18 protein-coding genes are annotated in these 19,879 nt (G+C 69.2%); 8 read left to right on the top strand and 10 right to left on the bottom strand.

Annotated features, from left to right (window positions below; genetic code table 11):
• The first annotated feature begins 4 nt into the window (after positions 1–4).
• The 5 genes from fliR (at position 5) to QZ647_RS06065 (ending at position 4,980) form a co-directional block, all read left to right on the top strand.
• Positions 5–790: a flagellar biosynthetic protein FliR gene (gene fliR / locus QZ647_RS06045; protein ID WP_291271299.1), complete on the top strand. Its 786-nt coding sequence runs from the start codon at positions 5–7 to the stop codon at positions 788–790.
• Position 791: 1 nt separating this feature from the next.
• On the top strand, positions 792–1,847 hold the full coding sequence (gene flhB, locus QZ647_RS06050; RefSeq protein ID WP_286353238.1) for a flagellar biosynthesis protein FlhB: 1,056 nt from the start codon (positions 792–794) through the stop codon (positions 1,845–1,847).
• Positions 1,848–1,914: 67 nt separating this feature from the next.
• Positions 1,915–2,568, top strand: coding sequence for a response regulator (locus tag QZ647_RS06055; protein ID WP_286353237.1), 654 nt, complete (start codon positions 1,915–1,917; stop codon positions 2,566–2,568).
• A complete protein-coding gene (locus QZ647_RS06060; protein WP_291271300.1) occupies positions 2,565–4,358 on the top strand; it encodes a hypothetical protein in 1,794 nt (597 codons plus the stop codon). The genes QZ647_RS06055 and QZ647_RS06060 overlap by 4 nt, the downstream gene beginning before the upstream one ends.
• Positions 4,359–4,401: 43 nt before the next feature.
• Entirely contained in the window at positions 4,402–4,980 is a 579-nt protein-coding gene (locus tag QZ647_RS06065) for a peptidylprolyl isomerase (RefSeq protein WP_291271301.1), read from the top strand.
• Here the strand turns inward: QZ647_RS06065 and QZ647_RS06070 are convergent.
• Positions 4,955–5,665 (bottom strand): lipopolysaccharide kinase InaA family protein, encoded by a 711-nt coding sequence (locus QZ647_RS06070; RefSeq protein WP_291271302.1) that lies wholly within the window; start codon positions 5,663–5,665, stop codon positions 4,955–4,957. The two genes, QZ647_RS06065 and QZ647_RS06070, sit on opposite strands and share 26 nt — an antisense overlap.
• Positions 5,666–5,982: 317 nt before the next feature.
• Between QZ647_RS06070 and QZ647_RS06075 the strand changes: the two genes are divergently transcribed.
• Positions 5,983–7,119, top strand: a complete 1,137-nt coding sequence (locus tag QZ647_RS06075) for a TIGR03936 family radical SAM-associated protein (protein ID WP_291271303.1) — start codon at positions 5,983–5,985, stop codon at positions 7,117–7,119.
• Here the strand turns inward: QZ647_RS06075 and ftsW are convergent.
• From ftsW to bshC, 7 genes are read right to left on the bottom strand one after another with little or no spacing between them, the layout of a single operon-like run.
• Complete coding sequence (gene ftsW, locus QZ647_RS06080) at positions 7,116–8,234, bottom strand: putative lipid II flippase FtsW (protein ID WP_291271304.1); 1,119 nt, start codon at positions 8,232–8,234, stop codon at positions 7,116–7,118. The two genes, QZ647_RS06075 and ftsW, sit on opposite strands and share 4 nt — an antisense overlap.
• An 8-nt stretch (positions 8,235–8,242) precedes the next feature.
• Positions 8,243–9,562 (bottom strand): hypothetical protein, encoded by a 1,320-nt coding sequence (gene glmM / locus QZ647_RS06085; protein WP_291271305.1) that lies wholly within the window; start codon positions 9,560–9,562, stop codon positions 8,243–8,245.
• Between the two features lie 57 nt (positions 9,563–9,619).
• Positions 9,620–10,432 (bottom strand): dihydropteroate synthase, encoded by an 813-nt coding sequence (gene folP, locus QZ647_RS06090; protein WP_291271306.1) that lies wholly within the window; start codon positions 10,430–10,432, stop codon positions 9,620–9,622.
• 1 nt (position 10,433) lies between these two features.
• Positions 10,434–12,353: an ATP-dependent zinc metalloprotease FtsH gene (gene ftsH, locus QZ647_RS06095; RefSeq protein WP_291271307.1), complete on the bottom strand. Its 1,920-nt coding sequence runs from the start codon at positions 12,351–12,353 to the stop codon at positions 10,434–10,436.
• Between the two features lie 56 nt (positions 12,354–12,409).
• Complete coding sequence (gene tilS, locus QZ647_RS06100; RefSeq protein WP_291271308.1) at positions 12,410–13,393, bottom strand: tRNA lysidine(34) synthetase TilS; 984 nt, start codon at positions 13,391–13,393, stop codon at positions 12,410–12,412.
• Between the two features lies 1 nt (position 13,394).
• Complete coding sequence (gene bshB1 / locus QZ647_RS06105) at positions 13,395–14,126, bottom strand: bacillithiol biosynthesis deacetylase BshB1 (protein ID WP_291271309.1); 732 nt, start codon at positions 14,124–14,126, stop codon at positions 13,395–13,397.
• A complete protein-coding gene (gene bshC / locus QZ647_RS06110; RefSeq protein WP_291271310.1) occupies positions 14,123–15,298 on the bottom strand; it encodes a bacillithiol biosynthesis BshC in 1,176 nt (391 codons plus the stop codon). The genes bshB1 and bshC overlap by 4 nt, the downstream gene beginning before the upstream one ends.
• Before the next feature lie 83 nt (positions 15,299–15,381).
• Here bshC and QZ647_RS06115 point away from each other — a divergent pair, with 83 nt between their 5' ends.
• Positions 15,382–15,855, top strand: coding sequence for a hypothetical protein (locus QZ647_RS06115; RefSeq protein WP_291271311.1), 474 nt, complete (start codon positions 15,382–15,384; stop codon positions 15,853–15,855).
• A 19-nt stretch (positions 15,856–15,874) separates the two neighbouring features.
• Complete coding sequence (locus QZ647_RS06120; RefSeq protein ID WP_291271312.1) at positions 15,875–17,185, top strand: DUF4010 domain-containing protein; 1,311 nt, start codon at positions 15,875–15,877, stop codon at positions 17,183–17,185.
• 21 nt (positions 17,186–17,206) lie between these two features.
• On the opposite strand, the gene QZ647_RS06125 is transcribed toward QZ647_RS06120, so the two are convergent.
• On the bottom strand, positions 17,207–17,392 hold the full coding sequence (locus tag QZ647_RS06125) for a hypothetical protein (protein ID WP_291271313.1): 186 nt from the start codon (positions 17,390–17,392) through the stop codon (positions 17,207–17,209).
• A gap of 84 nt (positions 17,393–17,476) precedes the next feature.
• A complete protein-coding gene (locus QZ647_RS06130) occupies positions 17,477–19,837 on the bottom strand; it encodes a SpoIIE family protein phosphatase (RefSeq protein ID WP_291271314.1) in 2,361 nt (786 codons plus the stop codon).
• Positions 19,838–19,879: the final 42 nt, after the last annotated feature.

A 19,879-nucleotide genomic window follows, 5' to 3' on the forward strand; every position in this document is an offset into this window, starting at 1 on the left:
GACCATGACGCCGACCCTCTCCAGTTCCGCCATCTGGGCCTTCACGGGTGCCAAGGCGGTGCTCTGGATGCTGGTGCTCACGCGCATCACGGGGCTGCTGGCGGCCTTTCCCATGCTCGGCTCCGAGCAGATGCCCCTCCAGATCCGTGCGGCCCTGGGCGCGCTGCTGGCCACGGTGATCCTTCCCGTGATCCCCGTTCCGGCCGCGGTGCCGGCCGGCCTGCCGGAACTGCTGGGCCTCATGGCCTCAGAGCTGGCCGTCGGCCTGCTGCTGGGCACCGTGGTGGCCTGGATCCTCGAGGCTGTGGCCTTTGCAGGCACCCTCATGGACACTCAGATGGGCTTCTCCTTCGTGCAGTTCATCGATCCTTCCAGCTCCCAGAGCACCTCCGTGTCCGGGTCGCTGATGATGCAGACGGCGACGCTGCTGGTGTTCGTGACGGGCCTGCACCATCAGATGATCGTGGCCCTGGTGGACAGCTACCGCGTGGCGCCCCTGGGGCAGGGCGTGCCGCTGCAGGTGATGGGCCTGGTTTCGCTCCTGGGGCAGCTGCTGGCCAAGGGGTTCCAGCTGGCCTTCCCGGTGCTGGCCGTACTCTTCCTCCTGGATCTGGTCCTGGGCATCTGCGGCAAGTTCATGCCCCAGCTCCAGCTGCTCCAGCTGAGTTTCCCCCTGAAGATCGCCCTGGGCATGGTCATTCTCGGGCTCCTGCTCCGGGAGCTGGGCCCCTGGCTGGTGCCGCTGTTCGAGACGGCGCCGCGCCTGGCCCTGAAGCTGCTGGGGGGCTGAGATGGCGAACGATCCCGGCCGCACCGAGAAGGCCACCCCACGGCGCCGGCAAAAGGCCCGCGATGAGGGATCCGTCTCTCGAAGCACGGATTTCGATGGGGCGGTGCTTCTCTGGGGGAACTTCTTCCTCTTCATGGGGCTGGGCGGCACCACCATGGCGCTGATGGCCCAGCAGGTGGCCCACTTCCTGCGCCGTGCCCAGCCCGGGGCGCTGGCGGAAGCGGGCCGCGTCTCCCTGCTGGGGGATGTGGTGATGATCCTGGGGCGCCTCCTGCTCCCCTTCCTGGCCGTGAATCTGCTGGTGGCCCTGGCGACCGGGTTTGCCCAGCGGGGCTTCAGCTTCAGCACGAAGCCGCTCCAGCCGAAGTTCGACCGCCTGAACCCGGCCCAGGGCTTCAAGCGGATCTTCTCCTCCCGGGCCGCCATGGACCTCATCAAGAGCCTGGCCAAATTCACCCTGCTGACCGGCGTGGCCTACGCCGTGCTGGCCCCGCGGATCCCGATCCTGCTCGATACCTTGAAGCTGCCCCTGGGCCAGTCGCTGGATCTGTTCCAGAGCGCGGTCTTCGCGCTCTACCGGAATGTGATGCTGGCCATGCTCCTGCTCGCCCTGTCGGACTTCGCCTGGCAGCGGTTCACCTGGGAGAAGAGCATCCGCATGACCAAGCAGGAGGTGAAGGACGAGGCGAAGGACTCCGAGGGCAGCCCCGAGGTCAAGCAGCGGCAGAAGTCCATCATGCAGGCCACGGCGCGCAGGCACATGCTGGCGGAAGTCCCCAAGGCGACGGTGGTGGTGACCAACCCCACCCATGTGGCCATCGCCCTCCGCTACGACGAGCAGACCGCCGCGCCGATCTGCGTGGCCAAGGGCCTGGACCACCTCGCCTTGAAGATCCGCGAACGAGCCCGGGAGGCCGGTGTGCCCACCCTGGAGCGGCCGGAACTGGCGCGGGCGCTCTACCGGGCGGTCGAGGTGGACCAGCCCATCCCCAAGGACCTCTACCAGGCCGTGGCCCAGGTCCTGGCCTTCGTCTACCGCCTGCGGGGGGCGGCATGAGCCCCAGGCTCGAGTCGGGCACGGATCGGGCCGAAAAGGTATCTTTAGGCCAGCCCCAGGATCCCCCGTGACCCCTCGTCCCATCGTTCCGCCCCATCTGCCGCCCCCCAGACTGCTGCTGGTGGACGACGATCCCGTGCCCCGGGAGACGCTGTCCACGCTGCTGATGGGTGAGGGCTTCCAGGTGGTGACCGCGGCGACGGGAGAGGAGGCCGACCGGTTGTTGCGGTCAGCCAAGCCCCCCTTCGAGCTGGTGATCACGGATCTGGTGATGCCGGGCATGTCGGGGATGGATGTGCTCCGGGCCGCCCTGAACACCAACCCGAGCTGCACGGTCCTGGTCCTGACGGGCTTCGGCAGCGTGCGGGAGGCGACGGAGGCCATGGAGCTGGGCGCCTTCGACTTCGTCACCAAGCCCATGCAGATTGACCAGTTCCGAAACACCCTCCGGCGTCTCATGGAGCGCCGGGACATGGCCCATGAACGCGACGAGCTGCGGGAGAAGGTGAAGGCCCTGACCGAGCGGGCCGAACGCCTGGAAACCACCCTGGGGCGCATGGAGATCCTGGCCAACCAGATCGCCCCCGGGGGGGGAGCGGCCGAGAAGCCGGACGCCCTGGTGGACCTCGAGCGGCTCGCCGCGCTGAAGGCCAAGGGCCTGCTCACGGATGAGGAGTTCGACCAGGGCAAGAAGAACCTGCTGGCGCGGTGGCTCGCGTGAACGGTCCCGCGGGCCTGGTCATCCTGTTCGCCACGGCCTCCCTCCTGGGGCAGCACGGGTCGCCCAAGGCCGCCCCCGGCGGGACCGCCGCACAGGAGAAGGCCACCCAGCGGATGACGGACGCCCAGGCCGCCGAGCTGGCCAAGGAGGCGCTGAGGGCAGAAAACCCCACCGCCATCCGTGCGTTGCTCGGCCGGCTGAAAGGCCACACCTTCAAGTCGAGCAAGGTGCCGGAGCGGGAGCTGGTGCTCTACGCCCAGGGCATGCTGGAAGCCCGCCTGGGGAACCTCAGCGCGGCGGCCCCGCCCCTGAAGAAGCTGGAGAAGCAGTGGCCCAAGTCCCCTTTCATGGGGGAGGTCCAGACCCTCTTGGCGGAAGAGGCCGTCGGGCAGCGGCGCTTCAAGGATGCGGAGGGCCGCCTGCACCGAGCCCTGGCCTCCGACCTCACCTCGGAGCGCAAGCGGAAGGCCCAGGAACTGCTGCTGTGGACCCTGGTGGAGCAGGGCCGGCCCCGGGAGGGCATGCCCATCGTGCAGTCGCTCCGCCCCCTGGAGGGCAACGAGAAACCCAGTGAAAAGGGGCTGGCGGCCATCGTGGAGATCCTGGGCGCGGCGGGCGACCGGGCCCAGATCGAAGGCAGCCGGAATGCCTTCCTGAACCTCTACCCCAAGAGCGAGCTGCTGGCCCGGGTGAACCTGGCCTATGGCCAGACCCTGGGACGCACGGGAGATGCCAAGGGCTCGGCCGAGGTGCTGCGCAAGCTCATCAAGGACCATCCGAGCTCGGTCCAGGCGGATGACGCCCGCTTGGCCCTGGCGAGCCTGCTCACGGATGGAAGCCTGGCCGATGCCAAGGACATGCCCAGCGCGGAATCCCTGCTGGCCGAGATCCGCAAGGGCGGCCGGAAGCTGCCCAAGGGGCCCGCCCAGATCGTGGAGCTGCGGGTGCTGGTGGGGAAGTCGCTCTGGGAGGAATCTCTCAACTTGGCGGAGGCCATGGAGGGGGGCGGCGTCCCGAGTGAACCCGAAGCGAAGAAACTCTGGCGGGTCGCCTGGAACGCCTGGGTGGCCCAGCGGCTGGAGAAGGGCTTCCCGGGCGAGCTGCTGGCGCGCCTGAAACCGGGCGCCTTCCTGGCGCTGGAAGCGAAGGGCCGCACGGGGGTGGCGGAGCTCCTGGCCTTCAACGGCCTGCTGGAGGCCCTGCCGTCCCTGATCGCCGAAGCTCCCGCCAAGGAGCGTCCGGGGCTGCGCAAGGCCGCTCTGGCCAAGGTCCAGCCGGAAGCCCAGCCGCAGGGCGTGCTGAAGCTGCTGCCGCTCCGCGGGGATACGCCGGACGAAGCCCTGGCGCGGGCACGGGCGGAAGCGGCGCTGGAGCGCTGGCCGCAGCTGCGAAGCGCGCTAGGACGGGCACGGCCCGGACCGGAGCGGATGAAGGCGCTGCTGCGCCTGCTGCAGCGCCCGATGGGGAAGGGGGAGACCCAGGTCCAGCGTCTGAAGGAAGCCGAGGGCTGGTGGGCCCGGTGCACCGAGAAGGGAGAGCTCCGCGAACCCCTCGGGATCCTGGTGGCCGATCTGCGGTTCCAGACCGGTGATGCCCGGGGCGCCCTGGCCCTGTACCCCGCGAAGACGGCCGCGGTGGACCAGCGGGGCTGGGTGGCCCTCATGCGGGCCCAGGCCCTGCTGAAGCTCGGCCAGCGGGAGCAGGCGCGGCTCCAGATCCGCGAAGCCCGGGATGAACAGGGCTTCAAGGGCCAGCGGGATGCCCTCGCCCGGAGTCTGGGCGCGTACTAGGGCCCGTCGGCGCTATCCTGGGAGATCCCCCTGGAGAGACCCGATGCGCCCCCTGATCGCCCTCCTCTTGTCGATGGCCGCGCTGGCCTTGAGTGCCGGCCCCAAGCCCCAGGTGAAGCTGGATACCTCCATGGGCGTGATCGTCATGGAACTCGAGCCCGAAGCCGCGCCGAAGACGGTGGACAATTTCCTGAAGTATGTGAAGAAGGGCCAGTACAAAGGCACCATCTTCCACCGCGTCATTCCGGGGTTCATGATCCAGGGCGGCGGCTATGTGGATTACCTGGGGAAGAAGCGCACGGACGCCTCCATCCCCAATGAGGCCGACCGCGCCTTGGCGGCGGGCCTGAAGAACAAGCGCGGGACGGTGGCCATGGCCCGGACGCCGGACCCCCACAGCGCGGCCGCGGAGTTCTTCATCAATGTGGTGGACAACCCCACCTTGGATTTCAAGGGCAAGACCAATGACAAGACCTGGGGCTACTGCGTGTTCGGCCGGGTCATCAAGGGCATGGATGTGGTCGACCGCATCAAGGCCGTGAAGACGAGCAACAAGCGCAGCGATTTCCTGAACCTGCCGGTGAAGACCGTGCTCATCAAGGACGCGGTTCAGATCCAATGATCGCAAAGGCCTCGGCGGGCGCCCCCAGCTTGCGGAGGCTGCGCTCGAGCCGCGCGCGGTAGCGGGGCCAGAGATCCGCGCCCTCGGGCTCGAAGCGGGCGCGGTCCCAGTCGAGCAGCAGGACCCCGCCAGCTTCCGGCAGCATCACATTGGTGGCGTTCAGATCGGGAGCCCACAGGCCCCATTCGCAGAGGCAGGCGATGGCCTGGCGGAGTTCTCCGGCGCGGGCGGTGCCCAGGTCCCAGCGGCGGGGCCAGGTCTCGCCCTCCGCCATGCGCGTGAACAGCACGCCTTCCACGCCGAAGCGGGTGGGCCGCCACGCGTAGCCGAGCGGTTCCACGGTCGGGAACCCCGCCTCCCAGAGGCCGCGGTGCACGGCGTGCTCTGCCGCGAAGCGAAGATGGGAGCGGTAGGTGCGTTCGTTCAAGTGGCGCAGCAGGCCGCCGCGCCGGTAGGGACGCATCACCATATCGCCCACGCGGACGATGCCGCCCCGGCCGAAGGCGCCTTCCAGGGGAACCGCCTCGCCGACGGGGGCGACGCCCCCGGGCGTGCAGACACGCCAGCCGCCGCCGAGGCTGGGGAGCTCAAGGTTGATCCGGCATCCCAGCGGTCGGAGCGGCGAGCCGGGCTCATACGGCCACGAGGCCGGGAGGGGGGGGACGAGGTAGGGGTCGTGGATCATGGCGATAGATCCCAGCTTGGCGGGTCGGACGCCGAAAGGCAAAAGGTCTGACATGCGGCGTAGAGGACGCGTTGAACCAACCCGGAGGCATCTGTCAATGGGTGCGTGAAGTCGGGCACCTGCCACCAAAATCCAGCACGGATCCAAGTGGCTTGAATTGGAAGGCATTCTTCCGGATTGCACACCCGGTTCCCACAGAGGATGTGGAAATCCCCCCTCGGGCCGGCAGTAAGGACCGTTCCTTTTTCTCGATTTCTGCGGAGAAGAGGGGTGGGGTTTCCTCCACGCTCCGACCTTCCACTCACTATCCTTGGAGCGTGGGCGACCTTGGGCATCCTTCCTTCATCCCCGCCGAGGCGAAGGCCCGGCAGGCCCGGCTTGCCGCAGCCCTGGCGGCCATGGCGCGTGGCGGTGAGAGCCGCGAACCGGCGCCACTCCAGGCTCTACGGCAGATCCTGTTCGTCGGGATGGCGGAAGACCCGGGGGTGGTCGTCGAGGCGGTGGCCGCGGCGGACCTTACGGAAGAGGCCCTGGATCTGCTGCGATCCGCACGGCGGGACGGCGCCGACCCGGCCATCGTCAAAACCGTCGCCGCCCGGCTCGAACCCTTGGCGGCCAGAGCCCAGGTCAAGCGCGAGGCCGGGTGGCAACTGGATACCCAGCGCACCGCCGTCCGCGCGGCGTACGCCAAGGAGGGCCCGGCGCTGGATTTCGACGATGGGGACCTGCACGCCCTCTTCCTGCAGGCCTTCCGCCTGGAGGGTTTCCGCTTGGCCCTGGACCTGGGCAAGCGCCCGCGGCCCATGCTGCGCGTGGCGCTCCCGCTGCCGGCTGGAGCCGGCGGGCTATCGGAATGGATCGAACTCTCGCTCCGGAAGGAGTCCGCAGAGCCCGTCGAAGCCCTGCAGGCGCGGTTGAACGCGCGGCTTCCCGAAGGCCTGCGCATCCATGGATGGGAACCGCACGCACCCTACGCCTCGCCGTTGGCGGAGCTGGCCACGGCCGCCCACTGGTGCTGGACCTGTCCAAGGGAGCGGGCGGAGGGCGCCCGGGCCCGGTCGACGGCCTTCCTCGCCGCCTCCGAATGGATCTGGGAGAAGGGCGGGAAGGTCGAGGGACGGAAACAGGCCAAGCAGCTGGACCTGCGGCCCCTCGTGACGGAACTCCGATGGGAGGGCGACACCCTGTACGGCACGACGAGCCTGGTCGGTGCCGAAGCCACGAATCCCTTGAAGATCCTGGCGGCGATCCTGGGCTTGGAGCCCTCGGATCTGCACGGCCTTCTGCGGCGTTCCCTGTCATTCCGGGCGGACCCGCGGCTGGCCCAGGCAGAGCGCTTCGAGCCGAAGCTGAAGAACATGTACGAAGACGCGGTGCTGCTGGCCGGCGGCTCCAACATCACGCTGGTGGATGATGACGATGACGAGCCGATCCACCTGGGCGGCCCTGACTAGGCTGACCCGGCTTCCTTGCTGATGGAGAGCAGCAGGCCCAGGCAGACCAGGCTGGCGATGAGGCTGTTGGGCCCGAAGGAGATGAAGGGCAGGGGAATGCCCTTGTTGGGCGCCAGCGACAGCACCACGCTCATGTTCATGAGGGCCTGCACCACCAGCAGCAGCACGAAGCCCATGGCGCAGAGCTTGAGGTAGGCGTCGCCCACGCGGCGGGCGATGCGGTAGCCCCGCCACAGGATCGCGATGAAGAGCGCCAGGATCGTGATGGTTCCGATCAGGCCCGCTTCCTCGGCGATCACTGCATAGATGAAATCCGTGTGGGCCTCGGGCAGGAAGAACAGCTTCTGCTTCCCGCCGCCCAGACCCACGCCCATGAAGCCGCCATTGCCCACGGCCACGAGGCTCTGGAGGGCCTGGTGTCCCTTGCCCAGGGGGTCGGCCGCGGGATTGAGGAAGCTGGTCACGCGGGCCAGCCGGTAGGGCGACAACACCACGAAGGCGGTGCCCAGGGCGCCGAGGACGGGGATCGCCACGGCGAAGATCCACTTGGGCGCGCCGCCGAGGAACACCACCATCAGCGTCACGAAGACGATCAGGAAGGTGGTGCCGAAGTCGGGTTCGCGGAGGATCAGGGCGAGCGGGATGAGCATGACGCCCGTGAGGCCCAGCAGCTTGGGAAGGGCATCTCGATGGTTCGACCAGGCCTCGCGGTGGCGCACCATCCAGCCCGCGGCTAGGAGAACGGACAGGGGCTTGAAGAGCTCCGAGGGCTGCAGGCTCATGGGGCCGAGGCGGATCCAGCGGTGGGCGCCGTTGATCTTCGGCCCCAGGAACAGCACGGCGAGCAGCAGGACCACCAGGATCCCGTAGGCGATCTGCAGGGGGCGGGGATGATCCTGAAGCGGGGCGAGGTCCACCTGGGAGAGGGCGAGCATGAAAGCGATGCCGATGCAGCCGCCGAGGAGCTGGCGGGTGAGGAAGGCCGTGGCGGCGGCGTGGTTCTGGGAGGCCTTGATGGCCGAGGCCGAATAGATCCAGACCATGCCCACGGCCACCAGGGCCAGGGCGAAGAACACCAGCCAGCGGTCGACGGGGCGGCGGACATCGGGCGCCATGTCCGGTCCTAGGCCAGCGTCAGGTCGCGGCGGGCCGCGGCTTCGAGTTCGTGGAGGGCCTGATCCACCCACGCGGATTCCTGAGCCTCCACCATGAGGCGGAGCTTGGGCTCGGTGCCGGACCAGCGCACCACCTGACGCACGCCTTCACCCCAGCGGGCATCGACGGCGGCCATGGCGGAGGTGAGGTCCACGCAGGCCTCGAGAGCCTTGCGGTCGCGGGCCACCACATTGACGAGGCGCTGGGGCCAGGGGCGGAAAGTCCACTCCCAGCGCCGATCCGCGGGGCGGTGCAGGAGGGCGCGAAGGATCGAGAGCGCCGCCGCGAGCCCATCGCCGCTGGGACCCACGCGTTTCTGGATGAGGTGGCCGGAGGCTTCGGCGGCCAAGTCCCAGCCCCGCCTGGCCATCTCCCGCAGCAGGAACTTGTCGCCCACGGCGGTGCGGACAAAGGGGATGCCAGCGTGAGCCAGGGCCTGAGCCAGGCCGCCATTGGTCATCAGGGTGCCCACCACACCGGGCGGGGCGTCGTTGCAGGCCACGCGATCCTGGGCCAGCAGCCAGACCATCTGGTCGCCATCCACTGTCTGGCCGGAACCGTCCACCAGCAGACAGCGGTCGCCATCGCCGTCGAAGGCGATGCCCAGCTGGGCTTGGTGGGCCAGCACGGCGGTGGAGAGGGCATCCAGATGGGTGGAGCCGACGCCGACATTGATCCTCGGGCCGTCCGCCGGTACGCCCAGCCAGTGGATGCCGCGGCCCCGGAAGAGCTCCAGGGCGGCCTCGGCCGTGGCGCCGTGGGCACAGTCGATTACGACCTTGAAGTCGTCGGGCAGGTCGATGCCCCCGAGGTGGGACAGGTAGGGTCGGAGTTCCAGGCGGCTGGGCGGCGCGGAGATGGTGGTCGGTTCTGGCAGGGCCTCGAAGGCGGCCTCGATGGCCCGCTCCTGGTCCTCCTCGAGCTTCTCGCCGAGTTCGTTGAAGCCCTTCAGCCCGTTGTCCTCGGGCGGATTGTGGCTGGCCGAGATCATGAGGCCCCAGGTCTTTCCGCCCTCCGCCGTCAGCTTCGCCACCTTCCAGGCCACGGCGGGCGTGGGAGCCATGCCGAGCACCAGGACCTGGAGGCCCAGGCCAACGCCCAGGATGAATGCCTCGGACATGGGGCCTGAGCTGGATCGGGGATCCCAGCCCACCACCAGGCGCTTGACGCCCGCCTCCCGGGCCACCTGCGCCCAGGCCGCGCCCCAGCGGGAAACCTCCTCCAGGGTGAGGGGAGAGCGATAGGCCGCGCCCCGAATGCCGTCGGTTCCGAAGTAGCGAAGACTCATGCCGTCAGATTAACCGAGGATGGCGGGCGCCTCACCCGCTGGCCCCAGGCGCTGGCCTCAGGCGATGGCATGGGTCCTGAAGACCTGGTAGCCCCATTGGGCTGCTTCGGCATGGGCCTGGGCCGTGAGGCCGTCGCGGAGGTTGGGGGCGAGGTCTGGTCGGCCGGCCCGGATGGCCAGGAAGCGCTTCCGGGAAAGGCCAATGCAGAACCGCTCGGCAGGCCAGTCCAGGAGCTCCGGCAGGCGCGGCAGGGCCTCCCACAGGGCGAGATCTTCCGCGAAGGTGGTTCCGAAGCCGAATCCGGGATCCAGCAGTAGGCGCTCCGGGGAGATCCCGGCGCCGAGCAGGCGGTCCCGGACGGCGCGCAGCTCCGCAAGGGCCTGTTCGGCATCCCGGGGGGCTGGATCGTCGTAGGGCGGCATGTGGAAGCCCGCGCCCGCACGGCGGCTCCGCATGGCGATGAGACCGCAGGGGGAGTGCGCCGCCAGTGCCAGCATCGCCGGATCGGAAAAGCCCGTGACATCGTTGATCACCCTGACGCCGGTCGCGAGGCCACGGCTGGCCGTGAGCGCATAGCGCGTATCCAGGCTGAGGGGGATCCCGGGACGGGCCGCCGCGAGGCTGGACAGGACCGGCTCCAGACGGCTCCATTCGGTGTCTGGGGCCACGATCTCCGCCCCAGGGCGGGTGCTCTCGGCGCCAAGGTCGAGCATGCCTGCCCCGGCCTGGACGAGGGCATGGGCCTGCTCCAGAGCCGCGGCGGGACCCGCGAACCGGCCCCCGTCGCTGAAGGAGTCTGGGGTCAGATTCAGAATGCCGAGAAAAAGGGGACCGCCCCCGAGAAGCGGTCCCCAGTCGAACGGCGCCATCCTAGGCGGGCTTCAGGGCGGGATTGAGGCCGGGATCCGTGGACGGTCCCTCCACCGTGGCTGGGGCGGTGGGCGTGCTGCCGGCCTTGGGGGGAGGCAGCGTGCCGCCCTTCATGAGGATCTCGACATCGTTGCCATCGAGGGTCTCGCGGACCAGCAGGGCCTCGGCGATGGCCACCAGCTGATCGCGGTGGGTCTCGATGGCCGACTTGGCCCGGGCGTAGTTGCGGAGCACGAATTCCTGCACCTCGACATCGATGAGGCGGGCGGTGTCTTCGGAGATCTCGCGGTGCTGGGCGAAATCGCGACCGAGGAAGACCTCATGGTTGCCGCCGCCGCCGAAATTGAGAGGACCCAGCTTATCGCTCATGCCGTATTCCGTGACCATGGACCGGGCCATCTCGGTGGCCTGCTGGATGTCGTTGGCCGCGCCAGTGCTGAGCTGGTTGAAGAAGATCTCCTCGGCGATGCGGCCGCCCATGGCGATGGCGATGCGGCTCTCCATGTAGTCGCGCGTCGTGTTGTAGCGGTCCGTGATCGGCAGCTGCCAGGTGACGCCGAGGGCGCGTCCCCGGGGAATGATCGTGACCTTGTGGATCGGGTCGCTGTCGGGCACCACGGCGGCGACGACCGTGTGGCCCGCCTCGTGGTAGGCGGTGATGCGCTTGTCCGCTTCGGTCATCACGAGGCTGCGGCGCTCGCTGCCCATGTAGACCTTGTCCTTGGCATTCTCGAAGTCGGCCATCTCCACCCACTTCTTGCTGCCGCGGGCGGCGGTGAGGGCGGCCTCGTTGCAGAGGTTGGCCAGGTCGGCACCGGCGAAACCGGGGGTGCCGCGGGCGATGACTTCCAGGTCCACATCAGGGCTGAGGGGGATCTTGTCGGTGGTGTGCACCTTCAGGATCTCGAAGCGCCCCTTCACATCGGGGCGGTCCACCACCACGCGCCGGTCGAAGCGGCCGGGGCGGAGCAGGGCGGGGTCCAGCACATCGGGGCGGTTGGTGGCGGCGATGAGGATGACGCCCTCATTGCCCTCGAAGCCATCCATTTCGACCAGCAGCTGGTTCAGGGTCTGTTCCCGCTCGTCGTGGCCGCCGCCGAGACCGGCCCCGCGATGGCGGCCCACGGCGTCAATCTCATCGATGAACACGATGCAGGGGGCGCTCTTCTTGGCCTGCTCGAAGAGGTCGCGCACGCGGCTGGCGCCCACACCCACGAACATCTCCACGAAGTCCGAGCCCGAGATGGAGAAGAACTGGACCTTGGCCTCGCCCGCGATGGCGCGTGCCAGCAGGGTCTTGCCCGTGCCCGGAGGGCCCATGAGCAGGACGCCCTTGGGGATCTTGCCGCCCAGCTTCACGAACTTGGCGGGATCCTTCAGGAAGTCGACGATCTCCTTCAGCTCCTCCTTGGCTTCGTCGCAACCGGCGACATCCGCGAAGGTGATGCGCTTGGCGCTGGTGGAAAGCCCCTTGGCGCGGGCCTTGCCGAAGCTCAGGGCCTTGTTGCCGCCCATCTGGGCCTGGCGCATGAAGACGAACCAGAGCACCACGAAGACCAGCAGGGGGGCCCAGAACATCAGCACATAGGCGAAGTTGTTCTCGCTGGGCTTGGCGGCCTTGAACTCCTCGAGCTGCCCTTCGGTCTTCCAGCTGAGGATGACTTTGCCCAGGTCCTGCATGGGCGGAGCCACGGTGCGGAACCGCTCGATGGCCTCGCCGGTCTTGGCGTTCTTTTCGGGCTGCTTGTAGGTGCCTTCGACATCAAATCCGGACAGCGTCACGGATTTGTACTTGCCTCCCACACCCTCGGTGTAGAAGGTCGAGAAGGGAATCTCGATCTGGCGACTGTTCTGGGGGATCTGGCGGAAGGCCAGAACCAGGAGGGCGACGATGCCCAGCCAGACCAGAACGCTTTTCATCATGGAATTCAAAGGGTCACTCCTTGGGGCCTGAGCCCAGGTGGCCCTCCAGTTTACTAGGTCCGGGAAGGCGCGGGTCCTTGTCTTAGATGCAGATACCCGCCATCTGGTTCAGGGTTTAGGTGGAAATTCCCCCAGGATGAGGGTTTGCGACCCCTGGAGAGGCGTTCGGCCAGCCAGGGAGCAAGGCCCCTGAGCAGGGTCGCCTCGCGGGGCCAACCCAGCCGGCGGAAGGCGGTTTCAAGGGTCCAGCGCAGGTCCCGCTCGCTCCAGACCTCCCGTTTGAACGAAATACCCTCGTCCTGGATGACCCAGCGCGAACCCTCCCAGGTGCCGATCAGGGTCCGGGCCAACTGCTCGGCCTCCTCGGCCTGCAGGTGGGTCTCGAACAGGTGGCGGTCCAGTTCCTTCGCTTCTCGGCGGATCTCCTCGAGCAGCGGCCGCCAGCGGTTCCGCGCGGTGAAGGGCTCGGCGTTGGTGGCGTCCTCCCGCCAGGGGATGTTCCGGGCCTTGAGGTAGGCGCGGAGGTCGGCACGGCGCGTCTCCGCCAGGGGTGACCAGCGGGGGCCCTGGCGCGGCGCGAGAGGGTGCAGGCAGCCCAGGCCCCCACCCCGGGCCAGGCGCAGGAAGACGGTCTCTGTGTGGTCATCCAGCGTGTGCCCCGTGGCGACCGCCTCCGTGGCGGTGCGCCCGGCTTCCTGCCGCAGCCAGTCCCAGCGCAGCTCCCGGGCGGCCATCTCGAGGCCGAGGCCCCGTGATGCGGCGTGGGCCCTCACGCCGAGGGTCGCCTCGACGAGATCGAGATCCAAGGCCCGGCAGAGCTGCCGTACGAAGTGCGCGTCCTCTTCCGATTCTGGCCTCAGCCCGTGGTCCGCGTGGGCCACGGTCAACTCGAGGCCGAGGCTCTTCCGCAGCGTCCAGAGCAGCACCAGCAGCGCCACCGAATCGCCTCCGCCCGAGCAGGCCACCAGCACCCGGCCGCTCACGCCATCGCCGCGGCGCTGGATCTGCGCGAGCAGGTCGGATTCGAAGCGCTTCAAGTCAGCGTCCCTCCAGCGTCGCCAGCAGGCGGAGCAGGGCGGGGGGCACGGGCCGCTCGCACCAGAGGGCCTCGGCCCAGTCGCACATGAGGAAGGAGCCCCAGTGCATGGCGCGGCCCACGACGCCGCGGCGGAAGGCGGGGTGGGCGATGCGCGTGGCGGGCTGCGAGGCGTCCTGGGTGAACTGGCTGCCGAAGGCGTCGAAGGCGGCCATGCGACGCTCCCACACGGCGCTCACATCCACCAGCAGGTCCGGCGGACCGGGGTTCTCGCCGCCCACCCAGGCGAGCGCCTCGGGGCGCCAGGGGGTTCCGCTGCAGGGGTAGTTCTTCAGCCCGGCGTAGTAGGCGGCCTCCCGGCCCAGGCGGTGGGCCCGGCGATGGTCGGGGTGGCGGTCCTCCGGGGCGGGGAGGATCAGCACCCGGGGCCGCAGCCGCCGGAGCTCGGCCATCAGGCGCAGACGGTAGGATTCCTCCTCCGTGAACCGGCCATCGGGGAAGTCCAGCACGATACGGGGCACGCCGAGGATGCGCGCGGCTTCCTGGGCTTCGGCGCGGCGGGTTTCGGCGGTGCCGCGGGTGCCGAGATCGCCGCTGGTGAGGTCGAGGATGCCGGCTTTCAAGCCGCGATCCGTAGCCAGCGCCAGGAGGCCGCCCACATGGACCTCCACATCGTCGGGATGCGCGCCGAGGGCAAGGACATCCAGGCCGGTGGTTTCAGGATCGGGGCTCATGGTTCCTCCACCAGGATCACGGGAGATGCACCATCCATGCGCTCCAGGATGGCATCGAGCAGGTTCTCGTTCCGCAGCCATGGAACCCCGGGCATCACGCGTTCCTGGGGGGCGTCGAAGGGGAACAGGAGCTGGCGCAGCCGCTCGGGATCGCCGCTCAGCTGGTGGGCGGCGGCCTCGCGGTGCAGGCGGCGGTCCAGCTTGGTCAGGCGGTCACGGGTCCGGGCGAGTTCCTTCTGGAAGCGCGCCTGGACGGCCTGAGGCCAGGATTTATCCGGTTCGGGGGCATGGAACCTGGCCGTGGGAAGCGCGCCGGGCCAGGCCGCGAGGCGATCCCAGGCGCCCAGCCTGAGGGCATCGAGCTGGTCAGGGGAGATGCTGAAGCCCGGGGGGATGACGAAGACCGTTGGCCGCGGAAGGATCTTGGGCGCCGCGAGGCCCACGCGTTCCCAGAGCGGCTCGCAGAGACGCCAGTAGGCCCGCTCGGAAGGCCCGAGGACCACGGCGGCGACGGGCAGCAGCAGGGACTGCATCAGGGGGCGCACGGCAGCACCGGGACTGAGCCAGTGACCGGCTGGCAGGGACTCGCCCTGCTCCAGCCGCTGCCGCCGGCCCGACTGGGGATCCAGGGAGAACCAGGCGGCCTGCACCCGCGGATCCAGGGGGAGCGGTGCGCCCTGGGCCTCCAGAGCCTCCGCCTGCCGCATGAGCAGTGCCTCGAGATTCAGGGTCCGCCACCGTTCCAGCTCGGTCTGGATGGAGGCCCGAATACGAGGCTCCGTCGGCGAAAAAGGACGCAGGCCGCGGTCCCACAGCGGCTGGCCCAAGGCCAGGACATGACCCCGCAGCGTGGGCTCCTGGGGCTGGGGCAGGGGGCCCCAGAGCCGCTCGGCCTCGGCCTGGTGGGTGGCGTTCCAGGGCAGCCAGCCCGTGGCGGTGCCGGTCCGTGATTCGAAACGGAAGCGATGGCGCTTCAGGCGGCCGCCCTCCAGGCCCACGACGCCCGCCACCTCGGCGCGGTCGTGGTCCTCGTCCGCCAGCCAGTAGACGGCCTCGGCACCGCTGCGCCGGGCTTCGGCCAATGCGGCCAGGGCTTTGGCCACGGACAGGGCCGGACTCCAGCCGGCGCCGATCTGCTGCCCGGTGGCGATGACGGGCCGGGCTCCGGTCATGGCCGCCCTCCTGGGGCTTGGGCCGATCTGGGCATTCCAGGCTGGTGCATCGTACACATGGGCCCCAGCCTACCCGATCTGCCATGCTCGACGGCATGCTGAGCGTGGAACCCTGGATCCCTCCGGCCGTGCCGGACTTGGCCGCCCTGGCCATGGCGGCGGCGGATGCGGCGGGCGTGGCCTCCCTGCGGGCTTGGCCCGAATGGCGCAAGGGCGGCATCGGATTTGGCGACCTGCCCCCCTTTCTCAGCTGGCTGGGCAGGCAGGAGGGAAGCAGCCATCTGGTCCTTCTGCAGCCGCGGGAGGTCGGCGCCCTGATTCCAGGAGCCCGCACGGCGCCTCTGCCTTCGGGCTGGTTCGAGGCGCTCGACCTGGACGCCCTCGCCCGGCCGTTGGCCAACCATCCCGACTTTCCCGGCGGGGCCTCGGTCCACCTGGTGCACCTGCCGGGCGGCGAGCGCTTCCAGGTCCGGACCTACGGATCTCCGGCGCCGGAACTCGTGGCCGAGGTGCTGAAACGCACCAGCCACATCCAGATCTGGAATCTGGCTGATTAGACGATTTCTGGAGCGCTCCATGCTGACCCTCGATTTGTCCACCCTGAAAGAAGCAGGCATGGCCGTGGCCTTGGGCTTGATGATGGGTCTGGAGCGCGAGCGCAGCGGCTTTGAGCGGAGCCAGGAGAGCCGCGATGAGCCCCACCATCGCCGGGAATCTGATCAGGCCGAGGGCCTGCGGGGGAGTCTGGGCGCGCGGACCTTCGCCCTGCTCACCCTCCTGGGCTGGGTTTCCGTGAAGGTGGGCGGGACGGGCCTGGCTCTGCCCATCGCCGTGCAGGCGTTCGCAGCGCTGCTCATCGGACTCTTCTATTTCCAGACCAGCTCGGCGGAGCGGGGCCTCACCACGGAGATCGCGGCCCTGGCCGCCCCCCTGCTGGGCATGCTCCTCACGCGGGACGCCCTCCTCGCCGTGGCCGTCACGGTGATCGTCACCCTGCTGCTGCTGTCCAAACCGTGGTTCCGCGCCTGGATTCCCCGCCTGCACCGGGAAGACCTGACCGCCGCCATGCAGCTGCTCATCGTCTTCGCCATCCTGCTGCCGCTGCTCCCATCGAAGACCCTGGATCCCTGGGGGGTGCTCTCGCCCCAGAAGGTGGGCTGGATGGTGGCCCTTGTCGCGGCCGTGGATTTCATGGGCTATGCCTTGAACCGCACCCTGGGATCGAGCCGGGGCGCGGTGATGACGGGGCTCGTGGGCGGCATGGTGAGCTCCACCATCGTGGCCGTGACCATGTCGCGGCGGGTCAAGACTGATCCCTCCCTCCGCGGCCCCGGCCAGGTGGCGGTGATGCTGGCCTGCGCGGTCATGGGGGTGAGGGTGGCGCTTCTCGCCGGCGTGGTGGGGGGAATGGATCTCCTGCGACCCCTCCTGGCGCCCCTGGCCGCCATGGTGGTGACGCTGCTCGCCGCGACCTGGTGGATCCTCCGGTCCGGAGCGGCCCACGAGATCGATGCGGAGGAGGTGCCGGTGCGCAACCCCTTCCACCTGAAGCGGGCCCTGGCCTGGGGCCTGGCGCTGGCCGCCGTGCTGCTCGTTTCCGCTGCCGCCCGGGACGGGTTCGGAGATCGCGGCCTCATGATGGCGGCCGGTCTCTCGGGACTGGCCGATGTGGTCGCGATCACGCTGGCCGTGAGCAGCCAGGTGCGGTCCGTGGGGCTCCCGGCGGCCACGGCCGTGCTGGCCATCGTGCTGGCCATCGGCGCGAACACCCTCGCCAAGGCCGGGTTCGCCTGGATCGCGGGCGGGCGGGCCTTCGGCCTCCGGCTGGCGGTCATGCTGGCCCTCTCCTTCGGGGCGACGCTGGCGATGACCGCCCTGCAGTTCTGAATAGACCCTGGGTGGCGGCCGCTACTTCCCGCGGTTGCTCATGCGGGTGTGGGTGACGCCGCTCTTTCCCTGGGGCTTGGTGGACGCCTTGGTGACCGGCTTGGGGTGTGCAGAGGCCTTCGGTCTTCCGGCCGTGGTGCCGGAGGCCGGCTTGTCCGCGGCCTGGATGTTCTTCAGCAGATCGGCGGGGACGAGGGGCTTGGTCATGGGGGTACTCCTGCCCTCATCCTACGCTGGTGCCGCAAGCGGCGTGGCGGCAACTCGGCGCGAGCGGGGTGGTCAGGCGGTCCCCTAGCCGCAAGACAAGGTGAAACGGAGGGCATTGCCCGCCGCGTTGAACCCCAGGTCCCGGGAAAGGGCGCGAAGGGTGAGAAGACCCCGGCCGGCCATCGGAGGCTCGGCCTGGCCAGCCTGTTCCTGCCAGGCCCGCCAATTGAATCCCGGCCCCGAATCCTCAACTTCGACGGCGATTTCGCGGATCCCGGAGTGGGAACCTGCCCGGAGGCTGATCCGGAGCGAGACCGTCCCCTCCGTCAGGGCTTCCAGACCGGCGTGCCGGGCGGCCTCGTAGGCCTCGATCCCCCCCTCCTTCAGCCGGGGATCCAGGCGAAGCAGGCCGTGATCCACCGCATTGGCGAGGGCCTCGGTCAGGGCCAGGGCCAGACGCTGGGAGGGCCCGGATGGAAGGCCCTGATTGCCGAGGAGGCGGAGGCAGTCGGGCAGGAACTCGCGGATCGTCTGCTCCCGGGGATTCAGGATGAAGTCCAGGGCGAAGATCGTGCGGAGGGGTTCAGCGGAATCTCCGGCGGGACGGGCGGCATTCGAGAGGCGGGCAGATGCCGGGGCGGGCACCTCCCAGAGCGCCCAGCTGGCGTCGTCCTGCTGCTCGCGATCCAGGCCATCCGCCGCGAGCGCCTCTTGGATCGCCTTCTGGCAGGCGGGGAAGGGCAGCTTCCCGGAGGGAGCGAGGATGGACTGGAGGCGCTCGCCGAGCATGTCCTGGAGGCCGTCGGTGAAGGCGAACAGGCGGTCGCCCTCCGATACGGCGATCTGCTCCACGACAGGGGCATCCAGCCGGTCCACCACCCCGGCGGGCAGGTTGTGCGAGGCGATCCGCCGCGGCGGGCCGTGACGGGGCAACAAGAGGGCATCCGGCAGGCCCGCGTTCAGAATCGAGAGGGTGCCCTTGTGGACATCCAGCCGCATCAGCATCAGGCAGACGAACCGGCCCGAGGGCAGCATCTCGCGCAGCCGGGCATTGATCTGGCGGTAGGCCGTGTCCAGCGGGATGTTCCGGTTCGCCATGCTGAGGAAGGCCTGGACCGCCGGGAGGGTGGATACGCCCGCTGCCAGGCCGTGGCCGGTCGCGTCGCAGAGGAACCCGAAGTGGACCCCGGGCAGGCCTTGGCGGTAGGTGCAGGCATCGCCGTTGATGCGCCGGGTCTGGAGCGTCTCCATGTGGAATCCGGGCGGCAGGGCCCGCAGACCCGGCTCGACCAGGCGCCGAAGCAGGTGCTTGGTAATGGCGAGCTCTTCGTCGGTTTCGGCCCTGGCCCGGGTCAGTGAACGCTCCTTGGCCTCCAGGCGTCCGATCATCGCGTTGAAGGACTCGGCGAGGACGCTCACCTCGTCGTTCCCCCGGATCCGGATGATCCGGTTCCCCGCCGGAAGGTCCCCCAGGGCCCGCACCTGGTGGGTGATGTCCTCGAGGTTGTCGGCCAGGCGGTGGGAGATCAACCAGGTGAGGAACAGGCTCATGGCGACGACCAGTGCCACGGCAAGCTTGAGGTAGGACCGGAGCCGCTCGACCGGGCGAAGGGCCTCGGCGACCGGAAGGCTGGCCACGAGGATCCCATCCATGGCTTGGAGCCGCTTGAGCGAGGAGATGGTCGGCACGCCCGCGGCGTTGACCCTCTCACCGCTGCCTTCAAACCCTTGGAGCGCCCGGTCGAAGAGCTCGGAAGGCTCCGGTGGGTCGAAGGATTTCATGAGCCGGGCCGGATCCGGATGGATCAGCACCCGGCGCTTGGAGTCGAACAGCTGGAGGTAACCGGAGTCCGGCAGCTGTTTGCGGGCGATCTCCCCGAGAAAATCATCGTGGAGAAGGTCGATGCCCCCCGCGAGGACGGCCAGGACCTGCCCATCTTTCCCCCACAGGGGAACTGCCATCAGGACGGCAGGTCGCCCGGCTGACGCCACATCATAGGGAGGGGATACCCCAGCCTGACGATTCGCCATTACCGCGTCGAGGAAGGGCCGAAGGGGAGCAGGCGCCAGGGCATCCTGGGGGGCGTCGGCCGCCTCGGTCAGGAGCCGGCCATCGGGCCCGACCAGGAACACCCCGTTCGGGAAGGTGGTGCGAAGGCTCGTGCGCGCCTGGAGCCAGCGCGCCGCTGATCGGTGGTCGAGTAGGGTGCTGGGTGGGATCTCCCGGGCGGCTCCTTCCAGGCACTGCTGATAGAAGGCGATGGTCTCGTCCATGGCCCGCGCCAGCAAGGTCACTTCATTGAGCTGGTGCTGCTCGATCCGGGCCCGGGATACGGAGGTGAAGTAGCGGGCGACGGCCCAGCCTCCACCCGCCACGACCATCGAGAAGAACAGGCCGAAGGCCATGAAGATCTTGCGCTGAATGCCGAAGTGGCGGGAACTCACGGCTGGCCCATGGATTCCGAGCCCTTGGCCTGGCGCGGCGGA

This window comes from Geothrix sp. (genome assembly GCF_020622065.1).
Taxonomy (GTDB): domain Bacteria; phylum Acidobacteriota; class Holophagae; order Holophagales; family Holophagaceae; genus Geothrix.